General features: G+C 42.9%; 15 protein-coding genes and 1 riboswitch. Of the genes, 11 read left to right on the top strand and 4 right to left on the bottom strand.

Annotation, left to right across the window (positions count from 1 at the left end; translation table 11 throughout):
• Positions 1 to 247 precede the first annotated feature (247 nt).
• The gene (metH, locus tag K5Q73_RS00115; RefSeq protein ID WP_220758744.1) at positions 248 to 4003 is read left to right on the top strand and encodes a methionine synthase; all 3756 of its coding nucleotides are present in this window, start codon (positions 248 to 250) and stop codon (positions 4001 to 4003) included.
• Positions 4004 to 4148: 145 nt separating this feature from the next.
• Here metH and K5Q73_RS00110 read toward each other — a convergent pair whose 3' ends face one another.
• Both K5Q73_RS00110 and K5Q73_RS00105 read right to left on the bottom strand, forming a co-directional pair.
• Positions 4149 to 4895: a hypothetical protein gene (locus tag K5Q73_RS00110; protein ID WP_220758745.1), complete on the bottom strand. Its 747-nt coding sequence runs from the start codon at positions 4893 to 4895 to the stop codon at positions 4149 to 4151.
• A 387-nt stretch (positions 4896 to 5282) separates the two neighbouring features.
• Positions 5283 to 6410: an NAD(P)/FAD-dependent oxidoreductase gene (locus K5Q73_RS00105; RefSeq protein ID WP_259650662.1), complete on the bottom strand. Its 1128-nt coding sequence runs from the start codon at positions 6408 to 6410 to the stop codon at positions 5283 to 5285.
• 391 nt (positions 6411 to 6801) lie between these two features.
• Here K5Q73_RS00105 and K5Q73_RS00100 point away from each other — a divergent pair, with 391 nt between their 5' ends.
• The 3 genes from K5Q73_RS00100 to add all read left to right on the top strand — a co-directional run bounded on the left by K5Q73_RS00100 (position 6802) and on the right by add (position 11944).
• Positions 6802 to 10080, top strand: coding sequence for a mechanosensitive ion channel domain-containing protein (locus tag K5Q73_RS00100; RefSeq protein WP_259650663.1), 3279 nt, complete (start codon positions 6802 to 6804; stop codon positions 10078 to 10080).
• Between the two features lie 149 nt (positions 10081 to 10229).
• Positions 10230 to 10484, top strand: a complete 255-nt coding sequence (locus K5Q73_RS00095) for a YdcH family protein (protein WP_220758746.1) — start codon at positions 10230 to 10232, stop codon at positions 10482 to 10484.
• Positions 10485 to 10754: 270 nt separating this feature from the next.
• Positions 10755 to 10854: riboswitch (purine riboswitch) on the top strand.
• Positions 10855 to 10948: 94 nt separating this feature from the next.
• Positions 10949 to 11944: an adenosine deaminase gene (gene add / locus K5Q73_RS00090; RefSeq protein ID WP_220758747.1), complete on the top strand. Its 996-nt coding sequence runs from the start codon at positions 10949 to 10951 to the stop codon at positions 11942 to 11944.
• Positions 11945 to 12028: 84 nt separating this feature from the next.
• On the opposite strand, the gene K5Q73_RS00085 is transcribed toward add, so the two are convergent.
• The gene (locus K5Q73_RS00085; protein WP_220758748.1) at positions 12029 to 14257 is read right to left on the bottom strand and encodes an immunoglobulin-like domain-containing protein; all 2229 of its coding nucleotides are present in this window, start codon (positions 14255 to 14257) and stop codon (positions 12029 to 12031) included.
• A gap of 420 nt (positions 14258 to 14677) precedes the next feature.
• On the opposite strand from K5Q73_RS00085, the gene K5Q73_RS00080 reads away from it, so the two are divergent.
• A complete protein-coding gene (locus K5Q73_RS00080; RefSeq protein ID WP_220758749.1) occupies positions 14678 to 15019 on the top strand; it encodes a TM2 domain-containing protein in 342 nt (113 codons plus the stop codon).
• Positions 15020 to 15549: 530 nt separating this feature from the next.
• On the opposite strand, the gene K5Q73_RS00075 is transcribed toward K5Q73_RS00080, so the two are convergent.
• The gene (locus tag K5Q73_RS00075; RefSeq protein WP_220758750.1) at positions 15550 to 17142 is read right to left on the bottom strand and encodes an Ig-like domain-containing protein; all 1593 of its coding nucleotides are present in this window, start codon (positions 17140 to 17142) and stop codon (positions 15550 to 15552) included.
• Positions 17143 to 17499: 357 nt separating this feature from the next.
• Here K5Q73_RS00075 and K5Q73_RS00070 point away from each other — a divergent pair, with 357 nt between their 5' ends.
• The 6 genes from K5Q73_RS00070 to K5Q73_RS00045 all read left to right on the top strand — a co-directional run bounded on the left by K5Q73_RS00070 (position 17500) and on the right by K5Q73_RS00045 (position 22120).
• On the top strand, positions 17500 to 18033 hold the full coding sequence (locus tag K5Q73_RS00070; protein ID WP_220758751.1) for a MarR family winged helix-turn-helix transcriptional regulator: 534 nt from the start codon (positions 17500 to 17502) through the stop codon (positions 18031 to 18033).
• A gap of 496 nt (positions 18034 to 18529) precedes the next feature.
• Positions 18530 to 19267, top strand: coding sequence for a basic amino acid ABC transporter substrate-binding protein (locus K5Q73_RS00065; protein ID WP_220758752.1), 738 nt, complete (start codon positions 18530 to 18532; stop codon positions 19265 to 19267).
• 7 nt (positions 19268 to 19274) lie between these two features.
• A complete protein-coding gene (locus K5Q73_RS00060) occupies positions 19275 to 19955 on the top strand; it encodes an amino acid ABC transporter permease (protein WP_220758753.1) in 681 nt (226 codons plus the stop codon).
• Positions 19948 to 20673, top strand: a complete 726-nt coding sequence (locus K5Q73_RS00055) for an amino acid ABC transporter ATP-binding protein (RefSeq protein ID WP_220758754.1) — start codon at positions 19948 to 19950, stop codon at positions 20671 to 20673. The genes K5Q73_RS00060 and K5Q73_RS00055 overlap by 8 nt, the downstream gene beginning before the upstream one ends.
• A gap of 208 nt (positions 20674 to 20881) precedes the next feature.
• Complete coding sequence (locus K5Q73_RS00050) at positions 20882 to 21361, top strand: YbaK/EbsC family protein (protein ID WP_220758755.1); 480 nt, start codon at positions 20882 to 20884, stop codon at positions 21359 to 21361.
• A gap of 267 nt (positions 21362 to 21628) precedes the next feature.
• On the top strand, positions 21629 to 22120 hold the full coding sequence (locus tag K5Q73_RS00045) for a hypothetical protein (RefSeq protein ID WP_220758756.1): 492 nt from the start codon (positions 21629 to 21631) through the stop codon (positions 22118 to 22120).
• Positions 22121 to 22326 lie beyond the last annotated feature (206 nt).

The following is a 22326-nucleotide window of genomic DNA, read 5'->3' as shown; positions in this document are numbered from 1 at the left end:
CCTATCATTTACCTCTATTATTTATCAGCCACTTACATAAAATTAATTGGCTTTTAATGCTGAAAAAGTATCATGCTTTAACACTTGCACTTTTTGTCTCGCCTCACGTATTATGGACGTCTATACGTATAAATGTCCAAACAAAAAGTCTTCCTATTAGCGGGAGGTGTTGACATGAAAATAACGGACATGATTTACCAAGAATAATATATAAAAATAATCTTTTGCGAACTGGTAGGAATTATCTATGGCAACCTGTACCCCAACACATGCCTTTAGCGCGGTAGCACATACTCCAGACACTGCCGACAAGGTTTTAGCAGTCCTTACCCAAAAGCTTGATGATGGGATCCTTATCCTAGATGGTGCCATGGGCACCATGATCCAAGACCGTAAGTTTGAAGAAGCTGATTTTCGTGGCGAGCAGTTCAAGGACTGGCACTGCGATGTTAAGGGCAACAACGATATGTTGGTGCTTACCCAGCCTCAAGCCATCCAGCAGATCCATAAAGACTACCTATTAGCTGGCTCAGACATCATCGAGACCAACACCTTTAATGCCACTCGCATTGCGATGGCTGACTACGACATGCAGGCGCATTCGGCAGAAATTAACCTTGCTGGTGCACGCCTTGCTCGCGAAGCCGCCAACGAAGTTGAAGCCGAAACCGGGCGCCAGTGTTATGTAGCCGGCGTTTTAGGCCCGACCAACCGCACTTGTTCTATCAGTCCTGATGTTAACGACCCTGGCTTTCGTAACGTCAGCTTTGATGAGCTAGTCGAGGCTTATATTGAATCGATTAATGCGCTAGTTGCTGGCGGTGCAGATTTGATTATGGTTGAAACCATTTTCGACACCCTAAATGCCAAAGCCGCCTTGTTTGCCATCGAAACCGTATATGACACTCAAGGTTTCCGCCTACCGATTATGATCTCTGGCACCATTACCGATGCCTCAGGCCGAACCTTAACCGGCCAAACGACCGAAGCTTTCTATAATTCACTGCGTCATGTTAAGCCGCTTTCTATCGGCCTTAACTGTGCCTTGGGGCCAAAAGAGCTACGCCCATACGTAGAAGAGTTATCTAAAATCTCCGAATGCTTTGTATCGGCGCACCCGAATGCGGGTCTACCTAATGAGTTTGGTGGTTACGATGAAACACCCGAGCAAATGGCGGAGGTGATTGCAGAATGGGCAGAGGAAGGCTTTTTAAACATTATTGGCGGTTGTTGTGGTACCACGCCAGATCATATCCGCGTTATTCGTGAAGCCGTTATCAAACATCCTGCACGCGTATTACCCGATATTCCTGTAGCTTGCCGCCTATCAGGGCTTGAGCCGCTAACCATTGATGAAAACTCGCTATTTTTAAACGTGGGTGAACGTACCAATGTTACCGGTTCAGCAAAGTTTTTACGCCTAATCAAAACAGGCGAATATGAAGAAGCCTTATCAGTTGCTCGCGAGCAAGTGGAAAACGGCGCGCAGATCATCGATATCAACATGGATGAAGGCATGCTTGATGGCGCTGAAACCATGCATAAATTCCTCAACCTAATCGCCTCTGAGCCTGATATTTCACGGGTGCCAATTATGATCGACTCCTCTAAATGGGAAGTCATCGAAGCGGGGCTTAAGTGCATTCAAGGTAAAGGCATCGTTAACTCTATTTCCCTTAAAGAAGGCGAAGAAAAGTTTATCGAGCAAGCCACTTTAGTTAAACGCTATGGCGCAGCCGCTATTGTGATGGCCTTTGATGAAGTTGGCCAAGCTGACACTAAAGCACGTAAAGTCGAGATCTGTACTCGCGCTTATAATGTGCTCGTCGATAAAGTCGGCTTTCCGCCAGAAGACATTATCTTCGACCCAAATATCTTTGCTATCGCCACTGGTATTGAAGAGCACGACAACTACGCGGTCGACTTTATTGAAGCCACCGCTGAAATCAAGCGCACTTTGCCTCATGCAATGATCTCCGGTGGCGTATCAAACGTGTCATTCTCGTTCCGTGGTAATAATCCGGTACGTGAAGCCATACATGCGGTGTTCCTGTACCACGCCATTCAAGCGGGTATGGACATGGGTATTGTTAACGCCGGTCAGCTGGCTATTTATGATGATATCGACCCAGAGCTAAAAGAGCGCGTTGAAGCCATTGTGCAAAACTTACCTTGCACAGTAGCCGATAGCAACAACACCGAACTGTTATTGGAAGTCGCAGAAAAGTTCCGCGGTGACGGTAGCCAAGTAGCCAAAAAAGAAGATTTAGAGTGGCGCAGTAAGCCAGTAAATGAGCGCCTTGCCCATGCACTGGTCAAAGGTATTACCGACTTTATCGATGAAGATACCGAAGAGGCGCGCCAGCAAGCCACACGTCCGCTAGATGTCATTGAAGGCCCATTAATGGACGGCATGAACATAGTGGGCGACTTGTTTGGCTCTGGCAAAATGTTCCTGCCGCAAGTGGTCAAGTCTGCTCGGGTAATGAAAAAAGCCGTGGCCTACTTAAACCCTTATATTGAGCTGGAGAAAGTCGCAGGTCAGTCTAACGGTAAAATTTTAATGGTTACCGTTAAAGGCGATGTGCACGATATCGGTAAGAATATTGTTGGCGTCGTACTCGCGTGTAACGGCTATGAAGTCATCGACTTAGGCGTAATGGTGCCGGTTGAGAAAATCATCGAAGTGGCCATCGCCGAAAACGTCGACATTATTGGTATGTCAGGGCTGATCACTCCAAGTCTTGATGAAATGGTGCATAACGTTAAGAGCTTCCATAAAGCGGGCTTAACCATTCCATCAATTATCGGTGGTGCAACCTGCTCGAAAATCCATACTGCCGTTAAGATTGCGCCGCACTCGCCAGAAGGTGCCATCTATATTGCCGACGCCTCACGTGCAGTTCCTATGGTGTCTAAACTGATTAATAACGACACTCGCCAAGCTACAATTGACGAAGCTTACGCCGAATACGATGTGATGCGTGAGAAACGCCTATCACAGACAAAACGTAAAGTGATTACCTCGATTGAAGCGGCACGTGAAAACCGTTGTCAGCACGACTGGGAAAACTACACTCCGTTTGTGCCAAATCAACTGGGCCGCCAAGTATTTGATGACTACCCGCTTGAAGATTTAGTCGAGCGCATAGACTGGACGCCATTCTTCCGTAGCTGGGAGTTACATGGGCACTTCCCACGTATTTTAGAAGATGAAGTCGTGGGTGTTGAGGCACGTAAGCTCTTTAGTGACGGCAAAGCCATGCTAGACAAAATCATCAGTGAAAAGTGGCTTACCGCCAAGGCAGTTATTGGCCTGTTCCCGGCCAATACCGTTAACCACGACGATATTGAGCTGTATACCGATGAGAGCCGTAGCGAGCTTGAACTGAAAACCCATCACCTACGGATGCAAATTGAACGTGTCGGCAACGACAACTTCTGTTTAGCCGACTTTGTCGCGCCGAAAGACAGCGGTGTTGCCGATTACATGGGCGGCTTTGCGGTAACTGCTGGTCATGGCATTGACGAGCATGTAGCCCGTTTTGAAGCCGACCATGATGACTATAGCGCGATTATGCTCAAATGCTTAGCCGACCGTTTGGCCGAAGCCTTTGCCGAGCGTATGCATGAACGGGTACGTAAAGAGTTTTGGGGTTATGCAAGCGATGAAGCACTCGATAATGAAGCGCTAATTCGTGAAAAGTACAAAGGCATACGTCCAGCACCGGGCTACCCCGCCTGCCCAGATCACACCGAAAAAGGCCTGTTGTGGGACTTACTTAAGCCAGATGAAACTATCGGCCTTAATATCACCGAAAGCTACGCTATGTTCCCAACCGCTGCGGTTTCAGGTTGGTACTTTGCTCATCCAAAATCGCGTTACTTTGGTGTGACCAATATTGGCCGCGACCAAGTCGAAGATTACGCCGCGCGCAAAGGCATGAGTATCGAAGAAACTGAGCGTTGGTTAGCACCTGTTTTGGATTATGATCCAGAATAAGGCAGCTGAGCCTTCGACAACCAAAAAAGTTATTGCCTAGATAGACAATAACTCTATTGGTTGATCACTCCCCCTTACGCAGTTATTACAGGGAAGCAAACAAGCCACACTTTCAAAAAATGTGGCTGTTTTTACGAGATAGCCTTTACGATACCGAGATATTAGTCATACAAGGCTTAACTCCAGTGGGGGGTCTATCACTCGATAATGATAGAGCTTCATACTGATTAATATTCATTGCGACTTGATGCAGCAATCCTTCAGCTCCTTTTGCAGCCTCACTCTCATAAACTAAAGGCACCATAGTTAAGTCATGGGACTTTGCCTGTGCATCAATAAACTGTAACTGAGACCAAAATAAATTTGAGATTAGATGAAACAGGCAACTACCGACTCCCAAGTGACGCCACTCAGGCACCACATAAGCATACAATAAATAACAACAGCCACCGATTTGCCGCTCATTACAAGTATTGTCATCTGCATACCAAGAGTCGACTAATCCAACATTAAAAGTCACGAATGCCACTGGTGTTCGCTGTTCTTCTTCAGAAAAAGCCACCAGGCGATAATGTCTTTGATGCTTGCTTTCCGATAAGTGACTTACTGGACTCAGTGTGTTGAATATTTGCTGAATGGCGGCATTATCATCTGCACTCTTGCCACAGAAGTATTGCTGTAGAGCCGTAGTGTTTTCAGGCTGTGAGTCATCATAAATACTGACACAAGGTATAACTGATGACTTATCTAGCCCAATAGAGGACGGAGCCTGAAGACGTAAATCTTTTTCTGCTAATGTTTGGATGAAGCCATCTTGTAGTTGGTAGTGGCTAAAATCATCAAGTAGGTGCAATAAGGGAAATAGCTCCGCCTTACTTTTTTGAGATGCCATATACCGCCCCGCTTATTATTCGATAGTCTGTATAAATGACTCCGCTTTTATCAAAAAACCAAGTTGATAAATGGATACAGACAAGATGCTTAGTAAACTAGATACCCATTAACTATAGGTATTATATTTTTTACTGCAAAACCCATCTAATACAGACTAGCCGAGGGATTGAAGCTGATTTCACATCAAGTGACTGTAAACAAAGAGCACTCTGTCTTTAGCGCTTCAAAGCAATGATTGAAATAAACTCCTTAGCGTCATCTCATACCTCAAAAAACTGACTGTTACCGGGCTAATATCAACACGAGGTAGTGCCTCTTAACCTCCGCTATTTAGCGCAATGGAGCGTTCAAAATAGCGGCTTAGGGCGACTTAACCTGCAACTTGTTAAGGAATTTGTTTTGCTAATTGTTCTGCTGCCGGCTCTAGAACTGGACTAACGGCGGGTTTGTTCGATGGCGTATTTTGCGACTTATTGTTTTCTAAAATATACGTTATCAAGTATTTAGCATCTTTCCAGACGCCACCCAGTGTTGCTGAGCCGCGGGTATACAACCAAGGCAAACCAATAAAAAATAGGCCATCGATATCTTTACTCACCCCGCGATAATTACTCGGGTAGTTCATTTCATCAAAAGAGATGTCTTCAATCCAAAAGAAGTTAGGTTTAAAACCCGTCGCCCAAACAATATTTTTAATGCTGCTGACGCTACCTTTTTGAAACTTAATACTGCTTTCATCTGCCGACAGAGTTCTGCCCATATGAATCACATTATCTTTTGCGAGTAACGCCTTAACATCGGTGCCAATAACTGGCTGCACGCCCTTACTCAACCACTGACCAATTTTGCTGTAACGGTTAACCGACAAGAAACCAATCTTAGTAAACCACCACCAGAGAGTTTTGCCTAAAAAGGTCTGCGGAATAGCGGGGATTTTATCAGTACCAGAAAAGTGTACTTTACGCCCTGTATCGGCAATTTCAGATAAAATTTGCACGCCCGAATCGCCCGCGCCAACCACCAAACAATCGCCCTCTTGCAACTGTTCCGGACTTTTATAGTTCTCACTGTGAATTTGGTTTACATCATTAGCGATGTCCGCATGGCAAGGCGGTGTATACGGGGTATGAAACGGTCCGGTAGCGATAATCAGCTGCTTGGCTTGATAACTTGCGGTCGCACTGGTGATCTCAAAGATGCCATTCACTTTCTTTACCGAGGTAATCTTTTGATTAAATTCTATCGGTATTGAAAACTTCTCGGCATAACATTTTAAGTAATCCGCCACTTCATATTTATTAGGGTAGTAACCTTTTGGAAAAGGAAATTGCATGCCCGGTAGGTGGTTGTACTCGGTAGGGGTGAACAACTTCAAAGAGTCCCAACGCTTTAGCCAAGTTGCACCTATATGTTCATTAGCATCTAAAATAAGGTAATCTTTATTATGCTGCGATAAGTTATACGCCATAGACAAGCCTGACTGACCGGCACCAATAATGATAAATTCTTTCATAATTTCCAACTGCATATAGTTATTATTATACGCAGCATTCTAACAGAACATGAGCAGTGAACCTGTCTAATCCTGGATATTCTTAACGGCCTGACTGTAAAGCTAGGCTTTCGGTAAGAAGAAATAAGCATCGTCGCGACAGAAGCAAGCAATACCAACAGTGCGCACAAGCGCCATATTCGCACACAGTTGCATTTTCTCACTACAACCATATTTCTGCTCAATTACCTATCGATGCTACAACGGGCGAATAAGTTAAAACTGTATTGATGACTTACTTGGCTGTATAGGAGCTGTTAACCAAATCAAACCTAAACGATAGAACCTGCAGTTCCCAACAAGCCGTATACACTTATAGCTATGGATAAGACCGTGAAAGTGGGGAAAGCCTATGAGGCAGGAAGCTAAACTAAGAGTGACAAGGCGCCTATGGTGGCTACTCCTATTTTTATCGGTAACGCTATTCTCCTTACCATCAAGCAGCCAGAACCTACCTGACGCCGCTTTTTTTAAAAGTGAAATAACCCGACTAAATAGTGAATCCCCAAAAAATGAAACCTTAATCAATCAATATGAAACTTTGCTGTCTCGAATTAATGGCTATGAAAAACAAACAGCCACGCGAGAAAAATACCTAAACATTGTTAGCCAGTTTCCGGTGCAACGAGAGCGCTTACTCAAAAAGATAAATGATGTTGAGCAGTTAGATATCTTTAATATTCGCCATAAAGATAAGTACAGTGACCTTTCTCAATCTATCGCAACACTGCAAGCTGCGCTAACTGAGTGGCGTTCTACATATCAAACCAATAGCGATCAAAATAAGCGACTGATTAATGAGAAAACAACACTACCCCAGTCACTCGCACAAACTGATAAAGAAATAGAGCAAGCCTCTATTATTAAAAGTGATACTGGCCGTCAGTTAGATCAGTGGCTTGAATCAACCCACTTAACCGCACTAAAACTTCAACGACAAGTTACCTCTGCTCAAATACAAAGCTTAGATGAACGCACTGAATTATTGATTTTAGAGCAGCAATTACTGAACCGAAAAATTCAATTAGCCTCGCCAATTTTGATTGAATTACAAGATAAATTAACCCGAGTCGAGCAGGCCTCAGTTAAAACACTCATTGAACAAGCAAGGCAGGTTAGCGAGGAGGCGCAAGGAGATACGGAGGAGCAACACCAAGTAGAACAAGTCAAAGCTTACACCTTGGAATTAGAAAAGGTACTGGATGAGATAGATAAAACGCGAATTACGTATCAAAAAGTTGAGTCTGAGCAACGCAGCTTAGCGGATGACCAACGCTTGATAAAAGATAACTTAGCTTGGTTACGCGATAGCACGGTTTTTGGTGCTTCCATCCGAGCACAGTTACAACGGTTACCTTCCAAAGTAGACACACAATATATTCCCGATGAAATTGCCAACGCCCATATTCGAAAATACGAAATAGGGCAATTAAAAGATGATGCCGAGCAACAAAATGCAACTTCTAGAAGTAAAAAAAACAAACAAGCCCCAGACAGATTATCCTCGTTATTAAATAAGCTATTAGACCAATTAACCAAAGATTATGACAAGCTAATTTCAGCATTGAGTCAGCTGAAGTTGGTCAAGGATCAATATGCTCAAACAGTGGAAAAAGCACGTAGTTTTTTAAAGCAGCAACAGCTATGGACACGCAGTAACGTGCCCATATGGCAACACCTTACAGACTTCAATGCAGAGATCTGGTTCGGCTCCAAGACACCACTTAAAAATATGTTAGATGAGTTCCCACAAGGACAGTCGTTGTCGCTGTTAATTGTATTTGCTTTGTACACGATTCTTCTTATCTATAGCGCTTCTCGACTGAATCGATATGCAGCTCGACGTAAAGATGAGCTTCAAAAAGTATTTGGTCACCCACTTAAAGATCGATTTCATAATACTGTTTTGTTATTTTCACTTGCCATCCTACGCGCGCTTATTCTGCCGATTTGGTATGTAATAACCGCTTGGGGACTGTATTGGTTTTGGCCAGTTACGACCTCAAATGAGCTCAGTACACTGATCTTTGCCAGTGCATCTGGCTTGTTTGTCGTCGAACTCATTCACGCCTTAAGCTATAAACAAGGTGTTCTCGCGCTACATCTAAACTGGCCAGAACAAATTTGTTCATACCTGCATAAAGGAAGTCAGCGGATTCTATGGCCATTTGTCATTTTGCTGCTATGTATTTTTGCAGCAGAACTGGTTTCGGGGATCCATGAAGCGGAAATATCACGCGTATTATTCCTATTACTAATGGGAGTAATGATGGCTGTATTTATTTCACTGCTGAAGGAAAACCATCTACCTTCAACTTTACCCTCTCCACTTAATAGAGGCTTCTCCCTCTACTTATTTCGTTTCATTGTTATCGGTTCGTTCATTACTATTATCGTTATGGCCGTTATGGGGCTCTATATTGCTTCATGGATCCTACTTATCTATCAACAGTTAACCATTTACGTAGTGTTAGCAGTGCTGTTTACCTATCAAATGGGAGAGCGCTGGCTAAAGCTAGAACACAGGCAGCTCAGCTATCAGCGCCTGTTAGCGCGGCGTGAAGAGCTCATTGCTCAACAACAAGAGCAAGCAGATGAATCACCTGAAGTTACTGAATTAAGAGAAACTATTCCTGATGTAGAAGAGCGCAGTTTAGATAGTGAACAAGTTAGTGAACAGTCACTAACACTATTGCGTGGTTTGTCCTTAATTGGCTTAGTGGCTGCGGTGTTAACCTTATGGTCAAGCGCCTTAGAAATGACCAGTTGGTTAGACGCCATTGTGGTGTGGCAAGTAAATGAAATGACTCAAACCGGCGTAACCTTGGTGGATGTGACTCTGCAATCATTGATTTATGCAGTGGTCACATTAATCGTAACCTTTGTTGGTGTACGAAACTTACCAGGTATTTTGGAACTGTTGATCCTGCGTCGTCTCGACTTAGCGCCAGGCGCTGGCTATGCGGTTACCACTCTATTACGCTATGTAATTTTAATGGCTGGCTTAATGGGAGCGTTTTCCATATTAGGCTTTCAATGGTCTAAACTGCAATGGTTAGTTGCCGCATTCGGTGTAGGCTTAGGATTTGGCTTACAAGAAATTTTCGCCAACTTTATTTCCGGTTTGATTTTACTGTTTGAACGACCTATCCGCATTGGGGACATTGTTACGATTAATGATTTATCGGGAACGGTGAGCAAAATTCAAACACGTGCCACCACCATTATAGATTGGGACAACAAAGAAATAGTGGTGCCAAATAAAACCTTTATTACAGAAAAGCTCATTAATTGGTCGCTAACTAGCCCCATTACCAGAATCGTGATCCCTATTGGTGTTGCTTATGGTTCTGATATCGATAAGGTGGAGAGCTTGCTGTATCAAATCGCGGATGAGCACCCACTCGTACTACCAGAACCGCAACCTTCTGTGGTGTTCTTATCTTTTGGAGCTAGTAGTCTCGACTTTGAATTAAGAGCGCATATCACCGCGATTGAATTGCGTCTATCAACAGTGCATATCATCAATAAAAACATAGATCGCTTGTTCAGAGAACACGAGATTGAAATTGCCTTTCCGCAAATGGATGTGCATGTTCGTGATTTGCCACCAAAGCCTAAAGACGCATAAGCTTTATTTTGCAATGTTCTATCACTAATAGCTGCTGAGATCTCACTTTCGAGTCAATAGCGCTGCTATAGTGAATTCAGAACCAAAATAAATTGTTTCTGTTTAATATTTCAGTACGGCATTTTAGTTCAGCATTTCAAGGAGCAAGTATGTTAAATGAAAATCATGCGCTTATTTTCGACTTCCCAGAATTTAAACAAGACATTGTTTACTTGAACTATACCGACCAAGAGTTCGACAAGCTTTCTAAGCAATACCATCTGCTCGATTATGATATTCGCCAGCTAGAAATTGCCGGTAGCCCTACCGATGACGAACATATGCACCAGCTCAAAGTACAGCGCGCTAACTTAAAAGATGTTTTGTTTCATAAGCTGCAAGCCCACCATAGCGAGTCGAAGTAACGTCTAGCTAGGAAAACACCGAGCCCTGTAACCCCAACTTATACCTTTCAAAATTGAGCCAAGAGGCTGTAATCCTAACCTTTTGGCTTCAATCACTTTTCTAATCGGCTTTTATCACCACAAAAGTCAGCCTAGACTGCTCTAGGGGTAATCGAATGCACTCTAAATACCTAGATAATACGTGCTTAAACCAGATTTTGTGTTAGGGCAATCAATGACCCTCTGGTCTTATTTGTTGTTAGGCTCTTTCGCAACTAGCTTAATGAGTGCTAATATTGGCCGTTAACACTTCGTATAATCTCAATGATATGGTTTGAGAGTTTCTACCAAGAGCCCTAAACTCTTGATTATGAAGACTTTACTTTATGTAATGCTAATTTAATAAGTTTAGTGCATTGTTGCTGTGCAGCAAGTGGGCGCTAATGGACTTAGATGGGTATAACCACTTAATAAAGGAGAGCTTCATGAATTATCTACAGCTACCCAAAATCGATCTTCACTGCCACCTAGACGGAAGCGTTCGTCCACAAACCGTTATCGACCTAGCCAAAATTCAAGGCGTTGAAATTCCAAGCCATAATGTTGATGACATTAAAGCTTTAATGGTGGCTCCCGAATCTTGCCCCAACCTTGATGAATACCTAACCCGCTTTGCACTGCCAGTTTCAGTGATGCAAACAGAAGCGGCGCTTGAGCGTATTTCATTTGAGCTATTTGAAGATGCTGCTCTAGAAAATGTGAAGTATTTGGAAGTGCGCTTTGGGCCTCAGCTTCATCGCAAAATGGGGCTGAACTTCGAGCAGATTATTGGCAGTGTCGTCAAAGGCATGCGCAGAGCTGAAGCACAGTACGACATCAAAGGTAACTACATATTATCGATTATTAAGGTGCTACCAAAAGATGATATCAATGATGTTATCGATGCGGGCGCTAAGTTCCTCGATAACGGCGTAGTAGCTTTTGATTTAGCGGCGAGTGAAGAGCCGGGCTTTTGCCATGAGTATATTCCTTACGCTAAGTACGCCCTTGAAAAAGGCTACCGCATTACCATTCATGCTGGTGAGCAAGGTGTAGGTCAAAATGTGTATGATGCAATATCACTCTTAGGCGCCGAACGTATTGGACACGGCATTCATATCAATAGTCATAAACAGGCTTACGACTTAGTTAGAGCTGAAGCTGTTGCACTAGAAACTTGCCCTAGCAGCAATGTGCAAACCAAAGCAGTTGAAAGCTTAGAGAGCCATCCATTTGGCGATTTTTACCGTGATGGTTTATTAGTTACGATTAACACAGATAACCGTACTGTGTCAGACACTACCATGACTAAAGAGCTGCAACTATCGGCTGAGAAGTTTAACTTAACCGAGGCTGATTACTTCGCTATCTACAAGATGAGTGTAGACAACGCCTTTGCGTCAGATGAAGTGAAACAGCATCTTATGCAGTTTGCCAACTAGCTTCGGTATCTAAATTCAAAAAGCCTATTAACTAACATGCTAATAGGCTTTTTTGTTGGCGAACCTTGGTTTATTACAACCAGATTAAAAGATATCGTTAATCACCGCTCTAAAATTTGCAGGCGCTAATGTGTAAGTGATAATTTCATCAGTGCTGCCATCACCATTCTCATCTCGAGATTCAGTGAGTCTATTGCCCAAGCGATTATAGGTGTATGTATTGACCTCTTCAGGCATGCCATCATTATCAAAGTCATACACTCTTGTTAACCGATTACCATCAGTATCGAAAGTGCTGCTATAACGGTAATCAATCGTGCCATCACCATCATCATCTCCATCATGGCTTAAGCGATTAGCTTTATCATCAAAAGTGTAATAATAAAGCCCGGTATTAACCCCCACCTCTTCAAAACTAGCGAAGTTCTGATTACCATACTCATCATATGAGTAGCGATAGCGCCAATCAATACTGCCGTCACCATCATTATCTCGCTCAGAAACAAGCTGATTATCGTTTAAATCATAGGTAGTCGATTCACTCGAATCAACATGCCCATCACCATCCCAATCAGCGCGGCTTGAAGTCATGTTATTACGCTGATCATAGCTGTACTCATGATGGGATGTTATCTTCGTTCTATCATCCCCTGAATAATCTGTGCTGCTTAATCTGTTACCTTTGCTATCAAAGGTACTGTCGGATATTTCATCTACTTGACCATCGCCATCTTGATCATAACTCTGGCTAAGCAGATTGCCTTTTACATCATAGGTATAAGCACTAATGGAGTCTTGAAGGCCATCAGCATCGCTATCATGACTGTAGCCTATTGTATTACCAAAAGCGTCATACTCTTCGGTAAAGCGGCTATCGATAACACCATCTGCATCACTATCTGACTCAAACATAATCTGATTACCGTTAGTGTCATAAAGGTAATAGCCGTGACGCTCGACTGCACCATCACCATTATTATCAAAACTATAGCTCACACGGCGTCCGCTCTTATCAAAACCATAATTAGCGATATAGTCGGTAACACCATCATTATCATTATCTTCAACTGAGCGAGTCCTATCCCCTAGCTCACTATAATACTCCTCATTGACTCCATCGATGTTACCATCGGCATCAATATCAACTCTGCTGCCAGTTTGGATCTGCAGATTATGGGAAATATTATTTAAACGGTAGTAGCTATCTAGCGCAATACCATGACCAACGATATCGCCTTTATCTAATAAACCTTGAGCCGCAGCAGGTTGTAAAATACGTTTAAGCTGTTTATCCCCCTCACCAAAGCGCCTACGTTTACCGGCCAAATAATAAAAATGCCGCTGTAAATCAACTTCAACTCCGGTGAACATCGACAGCAGACCTGCAGGAATATCAATACCGTTGTCTGGATTAGAGTCTGCATCAACACTGTGTAACAAAGTTAAGGTATTATTTAGACGATAAAAACTGACAACATCTGGGTGATATTCAGGAAGTTTATCGAGATTTTTTAATTGCCCATAAGTGGTGTACAAAGTGGCATTAGGTAATAAGTCCATTAACGATAACGACTTCTTTGCAGTCGCAGCATCACCAATAAGTGTGTCACCCAGCGAGAATTGAATATCCTCCCCCTCTTGGTAAAGGAAATTGCCTTCCTTGTCTGTTACCCCTGATTGCGTTGCTGTGGTATAAGCCAACCCCGACACTAAAATATCGCTAAGCTGGCCTGTAATTGGGGTCACTATTATAGTCCGCTGAACACTTTGTGCAGCATTACCCGCTGCATCCTTCGCATCATAAGTTAAGGTGTAATTCCCGACGGTTGACAGATCGACACTGCCAGAAACTACCGCAACCAACTCTTGATCGACATTGTCGCTCACCATGCTTCCAGGTTCAGTAAAAGTGCTATTTTGCTCAAGCCTGAGCTCAGCCTCCCCCATAAGCGCTATTTCTGGTGAGGTTTGGTCTGTTACATTGACGACTCTAAATATTTGAGCTGAATTGCCAGCGCTATCACTAGCACTATAAGTTAAGGTGTAACTTCCAACGGTATTGGTATCGACAGTGCCACTGGCACTGATAGCGAGGTTAGTATCCACATTATCGCTAACCGAAGCGCCTGGGTCGCTAAACTCAGCTCCGTGAGCAACTAACATCGGGCTTTCACCATTTAGCTTGATGACAGGAGCCAGAGCATCGATATCAATCATATCGCCAGCCTCGCTACTATCGCCACCACCACAGGCTGTTAATGTCAATAATGAGAACGAGAGAGCGGCATACATGGTATTAGGCTTATAATTCATATCGATACCCTTGTTATTATTTTGTTGCGAGCGATTCGATTATAGTGATCCAAGTCACAAATTAAAAGGTATTATCAGTCAAATGAACGATTGAATTGCGATTACTGTGTTTTAAGATCCCCCCCGTAAACAGGAAGTTGGACACTCTTATCGGCTCATCCCCCTCCAGAATATACTTTTAGCCTTTTATAGCTAAACCGCCTAAAACCTAACTCGATTCGACTAAATCGTACTCAGCTCTGAATCAGCGATGAATTAAAGCTGAAGCGAACGTCGGAATACTTAAGCTCTACTCAACCGGGCTAAAAATTAGAGCTTTTATTTTAATTATGTGAGCTAGACACCTATGTTTCGGCGCACACTTGTACACATAATGGGGTATTAGCCAGGTATCAGCAGTATTGACTATTGGAGTTTGCAATGCAGAACATAGATTGCCCACAGTGCAGCCATAAAATCGATTTTAATTCAGTGTCTTGCCCACAATGTCATGCCGCACAAGGGTTAGAATCCTTTGCTGGAGTCGACCCAGATATGCGCATCAAAAACCAGAAGCTCGCGATATGGTTTAGCTTCCTACTCGGTGGACTGGGGCTACATAAGTTCTATTTAGGTCAGCACCTAAAGGGCAGTCTGTACCTAGCCTTTAGCTGGACACTGGTACCTATGGTCGTTGGCTGGGTGGATGCAATTCGCACCTTGAAGATGACACCATTTAACTTTGAACAGCGCTACTGCAAAAGAGTGTCACAAGGGTTTTAATTGCTCGCTATATAAGTCTGACGGACTTAACTAACGCTTACTCAATGGAATTAATAAAAAAGACAGCTAAGGCTGTCTTTTTTGCTTTTAAGGCTACAGGCTTACTAATACCAATAAGTATAAATACTCATTAACCCGTAATGTCATAGAAAACGATTTCGATGCAAATCGCCTCCCTGTTGTTAATTCACTTTTATTGAGTCGCTCTTGAGGTGTCTTGCTACTTTCACGATGTGATAAATATTGATCACGATACAGATGCAATTCATCAATACAACTGGATATGCCCCTATTAATAATGCTGTTCCCGCAATTCAGCAACATAAATAAGCCGCTCATTGCCCCACAAAAAACTGTAAGCAAAGGCCAAATCGAGCAGATTAAGTAAAGTGATTAATGTATGAATATCGCAAACACATAGGGTAGAGTTGAATTATTCATAACCCAATTATCCCCAGCTTACTTAGTCAGCCACACTGCCCGATTAAGCTTGAGCTAATGTGGCTGAATTAGAGCCGTATAAATTTAGTTTAGCGATGCATCTTATCTACAATCGCAGCAGCGCGAGCATCGTAATCGTCTTTATGGCAGCTACCGCAACTGTCTTTAGCAATATTCCAAGGCTGCACAAATTGCTTCTCTTTGGTATTGGTAGCTTCATTCGCCACAGAGTAGTTTCTGATGTCATCAGACGGGAATGCTAAGTTAATACGGAAAAGGTGTTTACTCGATGGCATATGACAAGTCGTACAATCTACTTCAGCATGCATCTCTAGATCTGCACTAAACGTCTTATTAGTGTGACAATTGGTGCAACTAGTAACGAGTGCATCCTCATGGCCTGGCTCATTTATATTATTCATCGAGGCGTGCGGGTTGTGACATTGATGACATGCCATATTACGCTTCTTACCTGTTGGCTCACCTGTGTTAGCATCTAAACCTAGCAATGCATCTCCGGCAAAACGACCGCCGTCAAAGTAGTTAATTGCACGCCCACCAATGGTGTCTTCACAGGTGACATTATCACCACAAAAATCTCTATTGTGCTCACTCACAAAGTCGTTAATGAAAAAACGGTTAGTTTGCTTAGTGTGACACTCAGAGCAAGTGATTGCTAAACCATAACCCATATCTGGTTGGCGTAGGTCTGCCGCTAGGCGACCTTCAGCGATGCGTACAATATCATCAGCAGATTGCGTTTTAATATGCTGGCCACCTGCACCATGACAAGCTTCACACTGGATCCCTGCTTGATCAAAAGTGCCACCAAAGCCTTTCATGCCGTCTTGACGGTTGGGGTTTAGATCTGAATCAGGCGTGAAGTCTTTCCATCCGGTAGAGTGACAAAGACCACAATCAAATTCCTTAGGCGTTGTTAACGGACCTGACGAAAACCCTTGCATATGCTTTTCTGATATCGCTTCACCGTTTTGCGGCATCGATACCGCAACATGCTTGCCGGTTAGAATATAGCCGTCTTTGTCGATGAAGTTAGCCCAAGCATCGTAGCCACCAATCACATAGCTTATGTCACTCCAAGTCCATTCATAATCACCTGGGTTAGCGCTATTGTTGGTGCTGTTAGCCACACTATTAAATAGTTCAACTGAGCCCTCTAAGTTTGTAAATGGCATCTCAGGCGCCTTACCATCAACCACCTTGTTAAGCTTAAAGTTATGCCCAGTTTCGAAAAAGCTTTGCTTATCGGTATGACAACCGATACAAGTTTGCGATCCTACGAACTCCATCGCATGAGCTTGCACTGTAATGGTCAGTGTACTTGTGTCTTTAGCACCATGAGTGTCGACAACTGTGTATTCAATAATGCTGGTACCAACATTTTTACCAGTAAAGACAATATTATTTCCAGACTGGGTCACATCATCATCACCTTGAGTGATAACAAAGTCATACAGCGTCAACGCATCATTTTCAGCATCAGTATCGTTAGCCAATACATCAATATGTATAGGGGTATTAACCAAAACAGCTGCAGTATCTGCCACTGCAACTGGCGCACTATTATCTATATCTGGTACAGAATTTGAATCATCGCTACCACAAGCAGTTAATGTCAGCCCAGCCAGCAGAACTACAACTCCCGTTTTGAAGTTTTTCATATCATTCCTCTTATTTTTATCACTTTCTTTAAGCCAACAGATAAATATCATGCTGGCGAAAACAGCCGCCAACCTGAATGCATCTGTCACGGCGGTGGCTAAATCCCCCACATTCGACAAATGAAGCACTTCAAGACAAGCAAAGAACTAATACTCTGATTAATAAGTGTTAATTAACAAGGCATCATTCAAGCTGCATATTTCTTACCGGCTAGAAAAGTGACTTGTCGATACAAAAAAACATACTCGCACAAAATACCTTCCCAGCAAGACTCTTTCCAGCAAGATACTAGATAGCCTTTAGCTTTCCAGCAAGGTATATTGTCGGCAAAATCTTGATTTTGAGAGGTAACGCAAGTGGAAAAGAGTATGGAAGAAGTGCTGCAACAGAATGCGGCGAACTGGCCTGAGTGTGCAAAAACTTCCTACCCAGCTTTATTGCGACTGACTCAGGTAAATAACATTTTTATCCAACTTATCACTGAGTGCGTTGGCCATTATCAATTGCAACCCATTGACTTCAACTTACTTAGTTGCCTTCGTCGTCAACCTGCCCCCCACGTACTCTCGCCTACAGAGCTGTATCAAAGTTTGCTATTTAGCTCAGGGGGATTGACTAAAGTGCTGGTCCGCTTACAAGAGTCGGGATTAATTGAACGTTGTGATAACTATGAAGATAAGCGCAGCAAGTTAGTCGTGCTGTCAGCTAAAGGTAAAGACTTGGTCGAAGAGGTTATGCCCGAACTACATAGGCAAGAGCAGAAGATGCTATCAGCATTAAGCAGTCATGAATTGGATCAATTAGACGATATGATGCGCCGTGTGACAAAAACGATGAACAGCGACAACGATCAATATCCTAAGCGGATGCAATTTCAAGGGCGATATTAAGCGCTCGATGACATGTCAGCTATGAGTTAGCAGCCAAGCAATAAGACCATAAACTAAAGTTCTCTGGTGTTTTCTGCTGCAACTTTCTCGTCAATTTGACCCACTAATTGCAGCTTATTAGATCCTTTTCGCACTGCTTGCTAGCCTGACTGAACACTGAAATCCCTGCTGTTCTTTAATTAAACATGCTCACTACAACAATGAAGCGAGCATGCTTTACCTATACTTTATTCAAAAAAGTCCAGCCCGTCACCACCCACCACATATTTATTCACCCTCCACTACTACATGAAAATCTAAACAATATAAGAAACACCAACAAAACACTGCAAAACCTGTTACCAAAGCGTTAAGAAAACAGAGTCAATGATTAATAGTTAATCATTCAAATCACTCGCATTGAATTTTTAATCATTTTCAATGAATAATTATTGATTTTGAGTTTTATCAGTTTATAGTCGATACCAATTGAGTATTTTGATTAAGAGAATTGAAAATGAAGAAGTCAGTATTGGTTGTAGCAAGCTTAGGATTAACAGGTGCATTAATGCTAACGGGCTGTGGTAAGAGTGATGATGTACTTGTAGTCGGCACCAATGCTTCATTCCCACCTTTTGAATATGTTGGTGGCACTAGCGGCGATGAAATCATGGGCTTCGATATCGATTTAGCACGTCAAATAGCAAAAGATGCCGGTAAAACCCTAAAAGTTGAAAACATGAATTTTGACTCACTGATTGTTGCGCTCAATGCTGGCAAAGTCGACTTTATCGCCTCGGGTATGACCATCACTCCAGAGCGTCAGGCTAGTGTTAACTTTTCTGAGCCTTACTATGAAGCTACCCAGATGGTGCTAGTCAATAAAGGTAACAACAGCATCAATAGCCTAGAAGACCTTAAGGATAAGCATATCGCAGTGCAACTAGGCTCTACTGGCGACATTATGGCTAAGGGCTACAGCCAACAAGTGACCGCATTCAACTCAGGCTTCGAAGCCGTGATGGAGCTAAAAAATGCCAAGGTTGATTTGGTGTTGTTTGACAGCGAACCCGCCATCAGCTTTTTAGAGAAGAATCCACAGCTAAAAATGGTTGAGCTAGATTTTTCACCAGAGTTTTACGGTTTTGCAGTGGCTAAAGATAAAGTTGAGCTACTAAACAGCATCAACACTAGCTTAAGTATCATGAAGCAAAACGGTGGCTATGACGCCCTCGTTAGCAAGCATATGAAGTGAGTCTGTGATGATAGATGCAATTAACACTTCTCTGTTTACCCCCATTGGCGAAGATGGCCTAATCGGAATTTATCTTATTCTGAACGGCCTTAAAGTCACTTTAATTGTGACCTTCTTTGCCATGATAATCGGTTCTATTCTCGGGGTGGCAACCACCTTGATGAAGATGTCGTCAAAATGGTACCTGAGTTGGCCAGCGAATATTTATGTCAGCATTATTCGTGGTACACCGGTCGTTGTGCAGTTAGTGATCCTTTACTTCATCGTGCTTGCTGCATTAGATGTCGATAAGATCACCGCAGCAATTATCGCCTTTGGCCTTAACAGTGGTGCCTATATTTCAGAGATCATTAGAGCCGGTATTCAGGCCGTCGATAAAGGTCAGATGGAAGCGGCAAGATCACTCGGTTTGTCTCACGGTCAAACCATGAAAGAGGTCATTCTGCCTCAGGCGATTAAGAACATTCTGCCATCGCTGGGTAACGAGTTTATCGTGTTGCTCAAAGAGACTGCGGTGATTGGCTTCATCGGTGGAGTGGACTTAATGCGGGCTGGTGAGATCATCCGTAGCCGTACCTTCGAAGACAGTGTGCCGTTATTTACCTGTGCGCTGATCTACCTATTACTGACATATATCTTCACCTTTATGCTGTCTAGATTTGAAACGAGGTTAAAGCAAAGTGATTAAGATTAATAATTTACATAAGAGCTTTGGCGATAACCAAGTGCTAAAGGGGATAAGCGAGCAGATTAACCATGGCGAAGTGGTCAGCGTAATCGGACCATCAGGGAGCGGTAAGAGTACCTTCCTACGCTGTATCAACTTACTCGAGCAACCCAGTGAAGGCGAAATAGTCATTGATGGTCAATCGATTAGTGCTGCTGGTGCTTGTGTCGATAAGTTAAGACAAAAAGTAGGTATGGTGTTTCAAAACTTTAACCTGTTTCCCCATAAAACAGTTAAGCAAAACATCACCCTTTCACCTGTAAAACTAAAGCTAATGACACAAGCTCAAGCCGATATCGAAGCTGAATCTCTGCTTGAGCAGGTTGGCCTAAAAGATAAGGCCGATACCTATCCATCAAGTTTATCGGGTGGTCAAAAACAGCGTGTTGCTATTGCAAGAGCCTTGGCAATGAAACCCGATCTGATGCTGTTCGATGAACCTACCTCGGCGCTCGATCCTGAGATGGTCGGCGATGTACTCGATGTGATGAAATCACTGGCGCAAAAAGGCATGACTATGGTGATTGTTACCCATGAGATGGGCTTTGCTCGGGATGTTTCCGACAGAGTAATCTTTATGGATGGCGGCGTAATTGTTGAACAGAGTGAACCTGAAGCCCTGTTTAGCAATCCAAAAGAGGCAAGGACTCAGGCATTTTTGAGTAAGGTACTGAGATAATGCACTTAAAAAAGCACTTAAATAAAATGCTTAGACAACAGACTTAACTCTGGGTAATTTGTGAGGGGGACGGCCACCAATGGCTCCCCTTGCAATGTCATCATCTCTTGCCAATATCAATCCTTAGCAGCTCGCGCTATTCGGTCTATTTCGATATCTCTGAACTATAATTATAGATAGCATCATTTGGCTTTTAAGAGGTAACACTATGTCTATTTCAGCCCGATTGAATGAATACCTTAATGATAAAAAGGTCGACTTTAAACTCGTGCCTCACCCTCATAGCTTTAGCTCAATAAGCTCAGCTATCGCAGCTAACATTCCGCTGTCAAAACTAGCCAAAGCGGTGATCCTAGAAGATCATGAAGACCGAAGAGTGATGGCGGTACTGCCGGCAAACCATAAGGTAAGCCTCAGAACCCTAGGCGATAAACTTAATCGCGACCTACGTTTGATTGAGGAAAAAGAGGTTTATGACATGTTTAGTGACTGTCACAAAGGTGCTATCCCCTCTTTAGGAGAGGTCTACAATATCGAGGCCGTTTATGACGATCTGTTAGTAGAAGCCAAAGAGATCTACATAGAGGCCGGCGATCACAACACGCTTGTTCACATGGCTAGAGAGGACTTTATCAAACTGATTAAAGATGCCAAGCACTTGCGATTTAGCCACCAGAGTATTCATTAACACACACTACGGCTCATTAATGCCATGAATTAAGTTGGGTAGGCCTCTGCCCAACCTTGTATTGTCTTGCTATAAAGCGCCCTAACTTTTAAACGATGCTTTAGCGAATAAACTGGCCAAATTATCAGTAAAACGCATAATTAATGAAAAGCTTTATTTTCAACAACTTAATTACAAATGCAAGCTTGCTGAATTGACAACAGAAGTGCATTATAAGTGCGTAAAGAATGCACAGATGTAAAGATAATAAATGGCAAGGAAAGCACCATGCATATTCTATTCAGGGTGAGCCCCATACTGATTGCTAGCGGCTTGATGCTATCGATAAACTCTCACGCTATCTCAAAGTCCACAACAACTCCCAGCACAACTCCAGTAACCATTGAACTCAACAAATATCTGGGTGGCACTCAAGGCAAGCTAAACAATAAGTCCGCGTTAACCTTTAAGTTCACTAACACAAATGGCAGCGCTAGCAACACTTGCAGTATTATCACTACCGATAACTACTTAAGGCACTCTAAAAACCGCTTAGAAAATATCAACCTTAGCGAGAAAAACTTCTACTTTGATTGTCTATGGAATGGCACTTACTATTTTCTATCTAATCGCGTCAGAACCTATGCTGAGGTGATTATCAAACAGCCAGATAGCCAGTTTCCAATGTCGATGCACATTGAAGCTAAGCTGGTTAGTCTTACGGGTGAGCAAGCTAATATTATTAGTGGCGATATTTCTTTAAGAAGGAAGCCTGACTAGCTTGTAAGGCTTATCGCCCCCATAAAGACGGAAAGCCACATAAACAACTCCTAATTAACCAATTAATATATAAGCATTAATCAACAAACATCAGCAGAGCCATGGCTCTTTTTTGCTGCAAAAATGCAAGTTAAATGTGACTCCAATACCAAAACCACCCCAAGCTAATCTACTTTGTTAAACAGCTATGTAATATTAGCGCGCCG

The sequence above is a fragment of the Shewanella sp. MBTL60-112-B2 genome, assembly GCF_019655055.1.
GTDB lineage: Bacteria > Pseudomonadota > Gammaproteobacteria > Enterobacterales > Shewanellaceae > Shewanella.
This window is presented reverse-complemented; position numbering and strand designations above follow the sequence as displayed.

Bases quoted from the DNA above. Each gene is read 5' to 3' on its own strand.
- K5Q73_RS00095 (WP_220758746.1), top strand. From the start codon at position 10,230: ATGTTAAATGAAAATCATGCGCTTATTTTCGACTTCCCAGAATTTAAA.
- K5Q73_RS00075 (WP_220758750.1), bottom strand. From the start codon at position 17,142: ATGAAAAACTTCAAAACGGGAGTTGTAGTTCTGCTGGCTGGGCTGACA.
- K5Q73_RS00105 (WP_259650662.1), bottom strand. From the start codon at position 6,410: ATGAAAGAATTTATCATTATTGGTGCCGGTCAGTCAGGCTTGTCTATG.
- add (WP_220758747.1), top strand. From the start codon at position 10,949: ATGAATTATCTACAGCTACCCAAAATCGATCTTCACTGCCACCTAGAC.
- K5Q73_RS00080 (WP_220758749.1), top strand. From the start codon at position 14,678: ATGCAGAACATAGATTGCCCACAGTGCAGCCATAAAATCGATTTTAAT.
- K5Q73_RS00100 (WP_259650663.1), top strand. From the start codon at position 6,802: ATGAGGCAGGAAGCTAAACTAAGAGTGACAAGGCGCCTATGGTGGCTA.
- K5Q73_RS00045 (WP_220758756.1), top strand. From the start codon at position 21,629: ATGCATATTCTATTCAGGGTGAGCCCCATACTGATTGCTAGCGGCTTG.
- metH (WP_220758744.1), top strand. From the start codon at position 248: ATGGCAACCTGTACCCCAACACATGCCTTTAGCGCGGTAGCACATACT.
- K5Q73_RS00050 (WP_220758755.1), top strand. From the start codon at position 20,882: ATGTCTATTTCAGCCCGATTGAATGAATACCTTAATGATAAAAAGGTC.
- K5Q73_RS00085 (WP_220758748.1), bottom strand. From the start codon at position 14,257: ATGAATTATAAGCCTAATACCATGTATGCCGCTCTCTCGTTCTCATTA.
- K5Q73_RS00110 (WP_220758745.1), bottom strand. From the start codon at position 4,895: ATGGCATCTCAAAAAAGTAAGGCGGAGCTATTTCCCTTATTGCACCTA.
- K5Q73_RS00065 (WP_220758752.1), top strand. From the start codon at position 18,530: ATGAAGAAGTCAGTATTGGTTGTAGCAAGCTTAGGATTAACAGGTGCA.
- K5Q73_RS00060 (WP_220758753.1), top strand. From the start codon at position 19,275: ATGATAGATGCAATTAACACTTCTCTGTTTACCCCCATTGGCGAAGAT.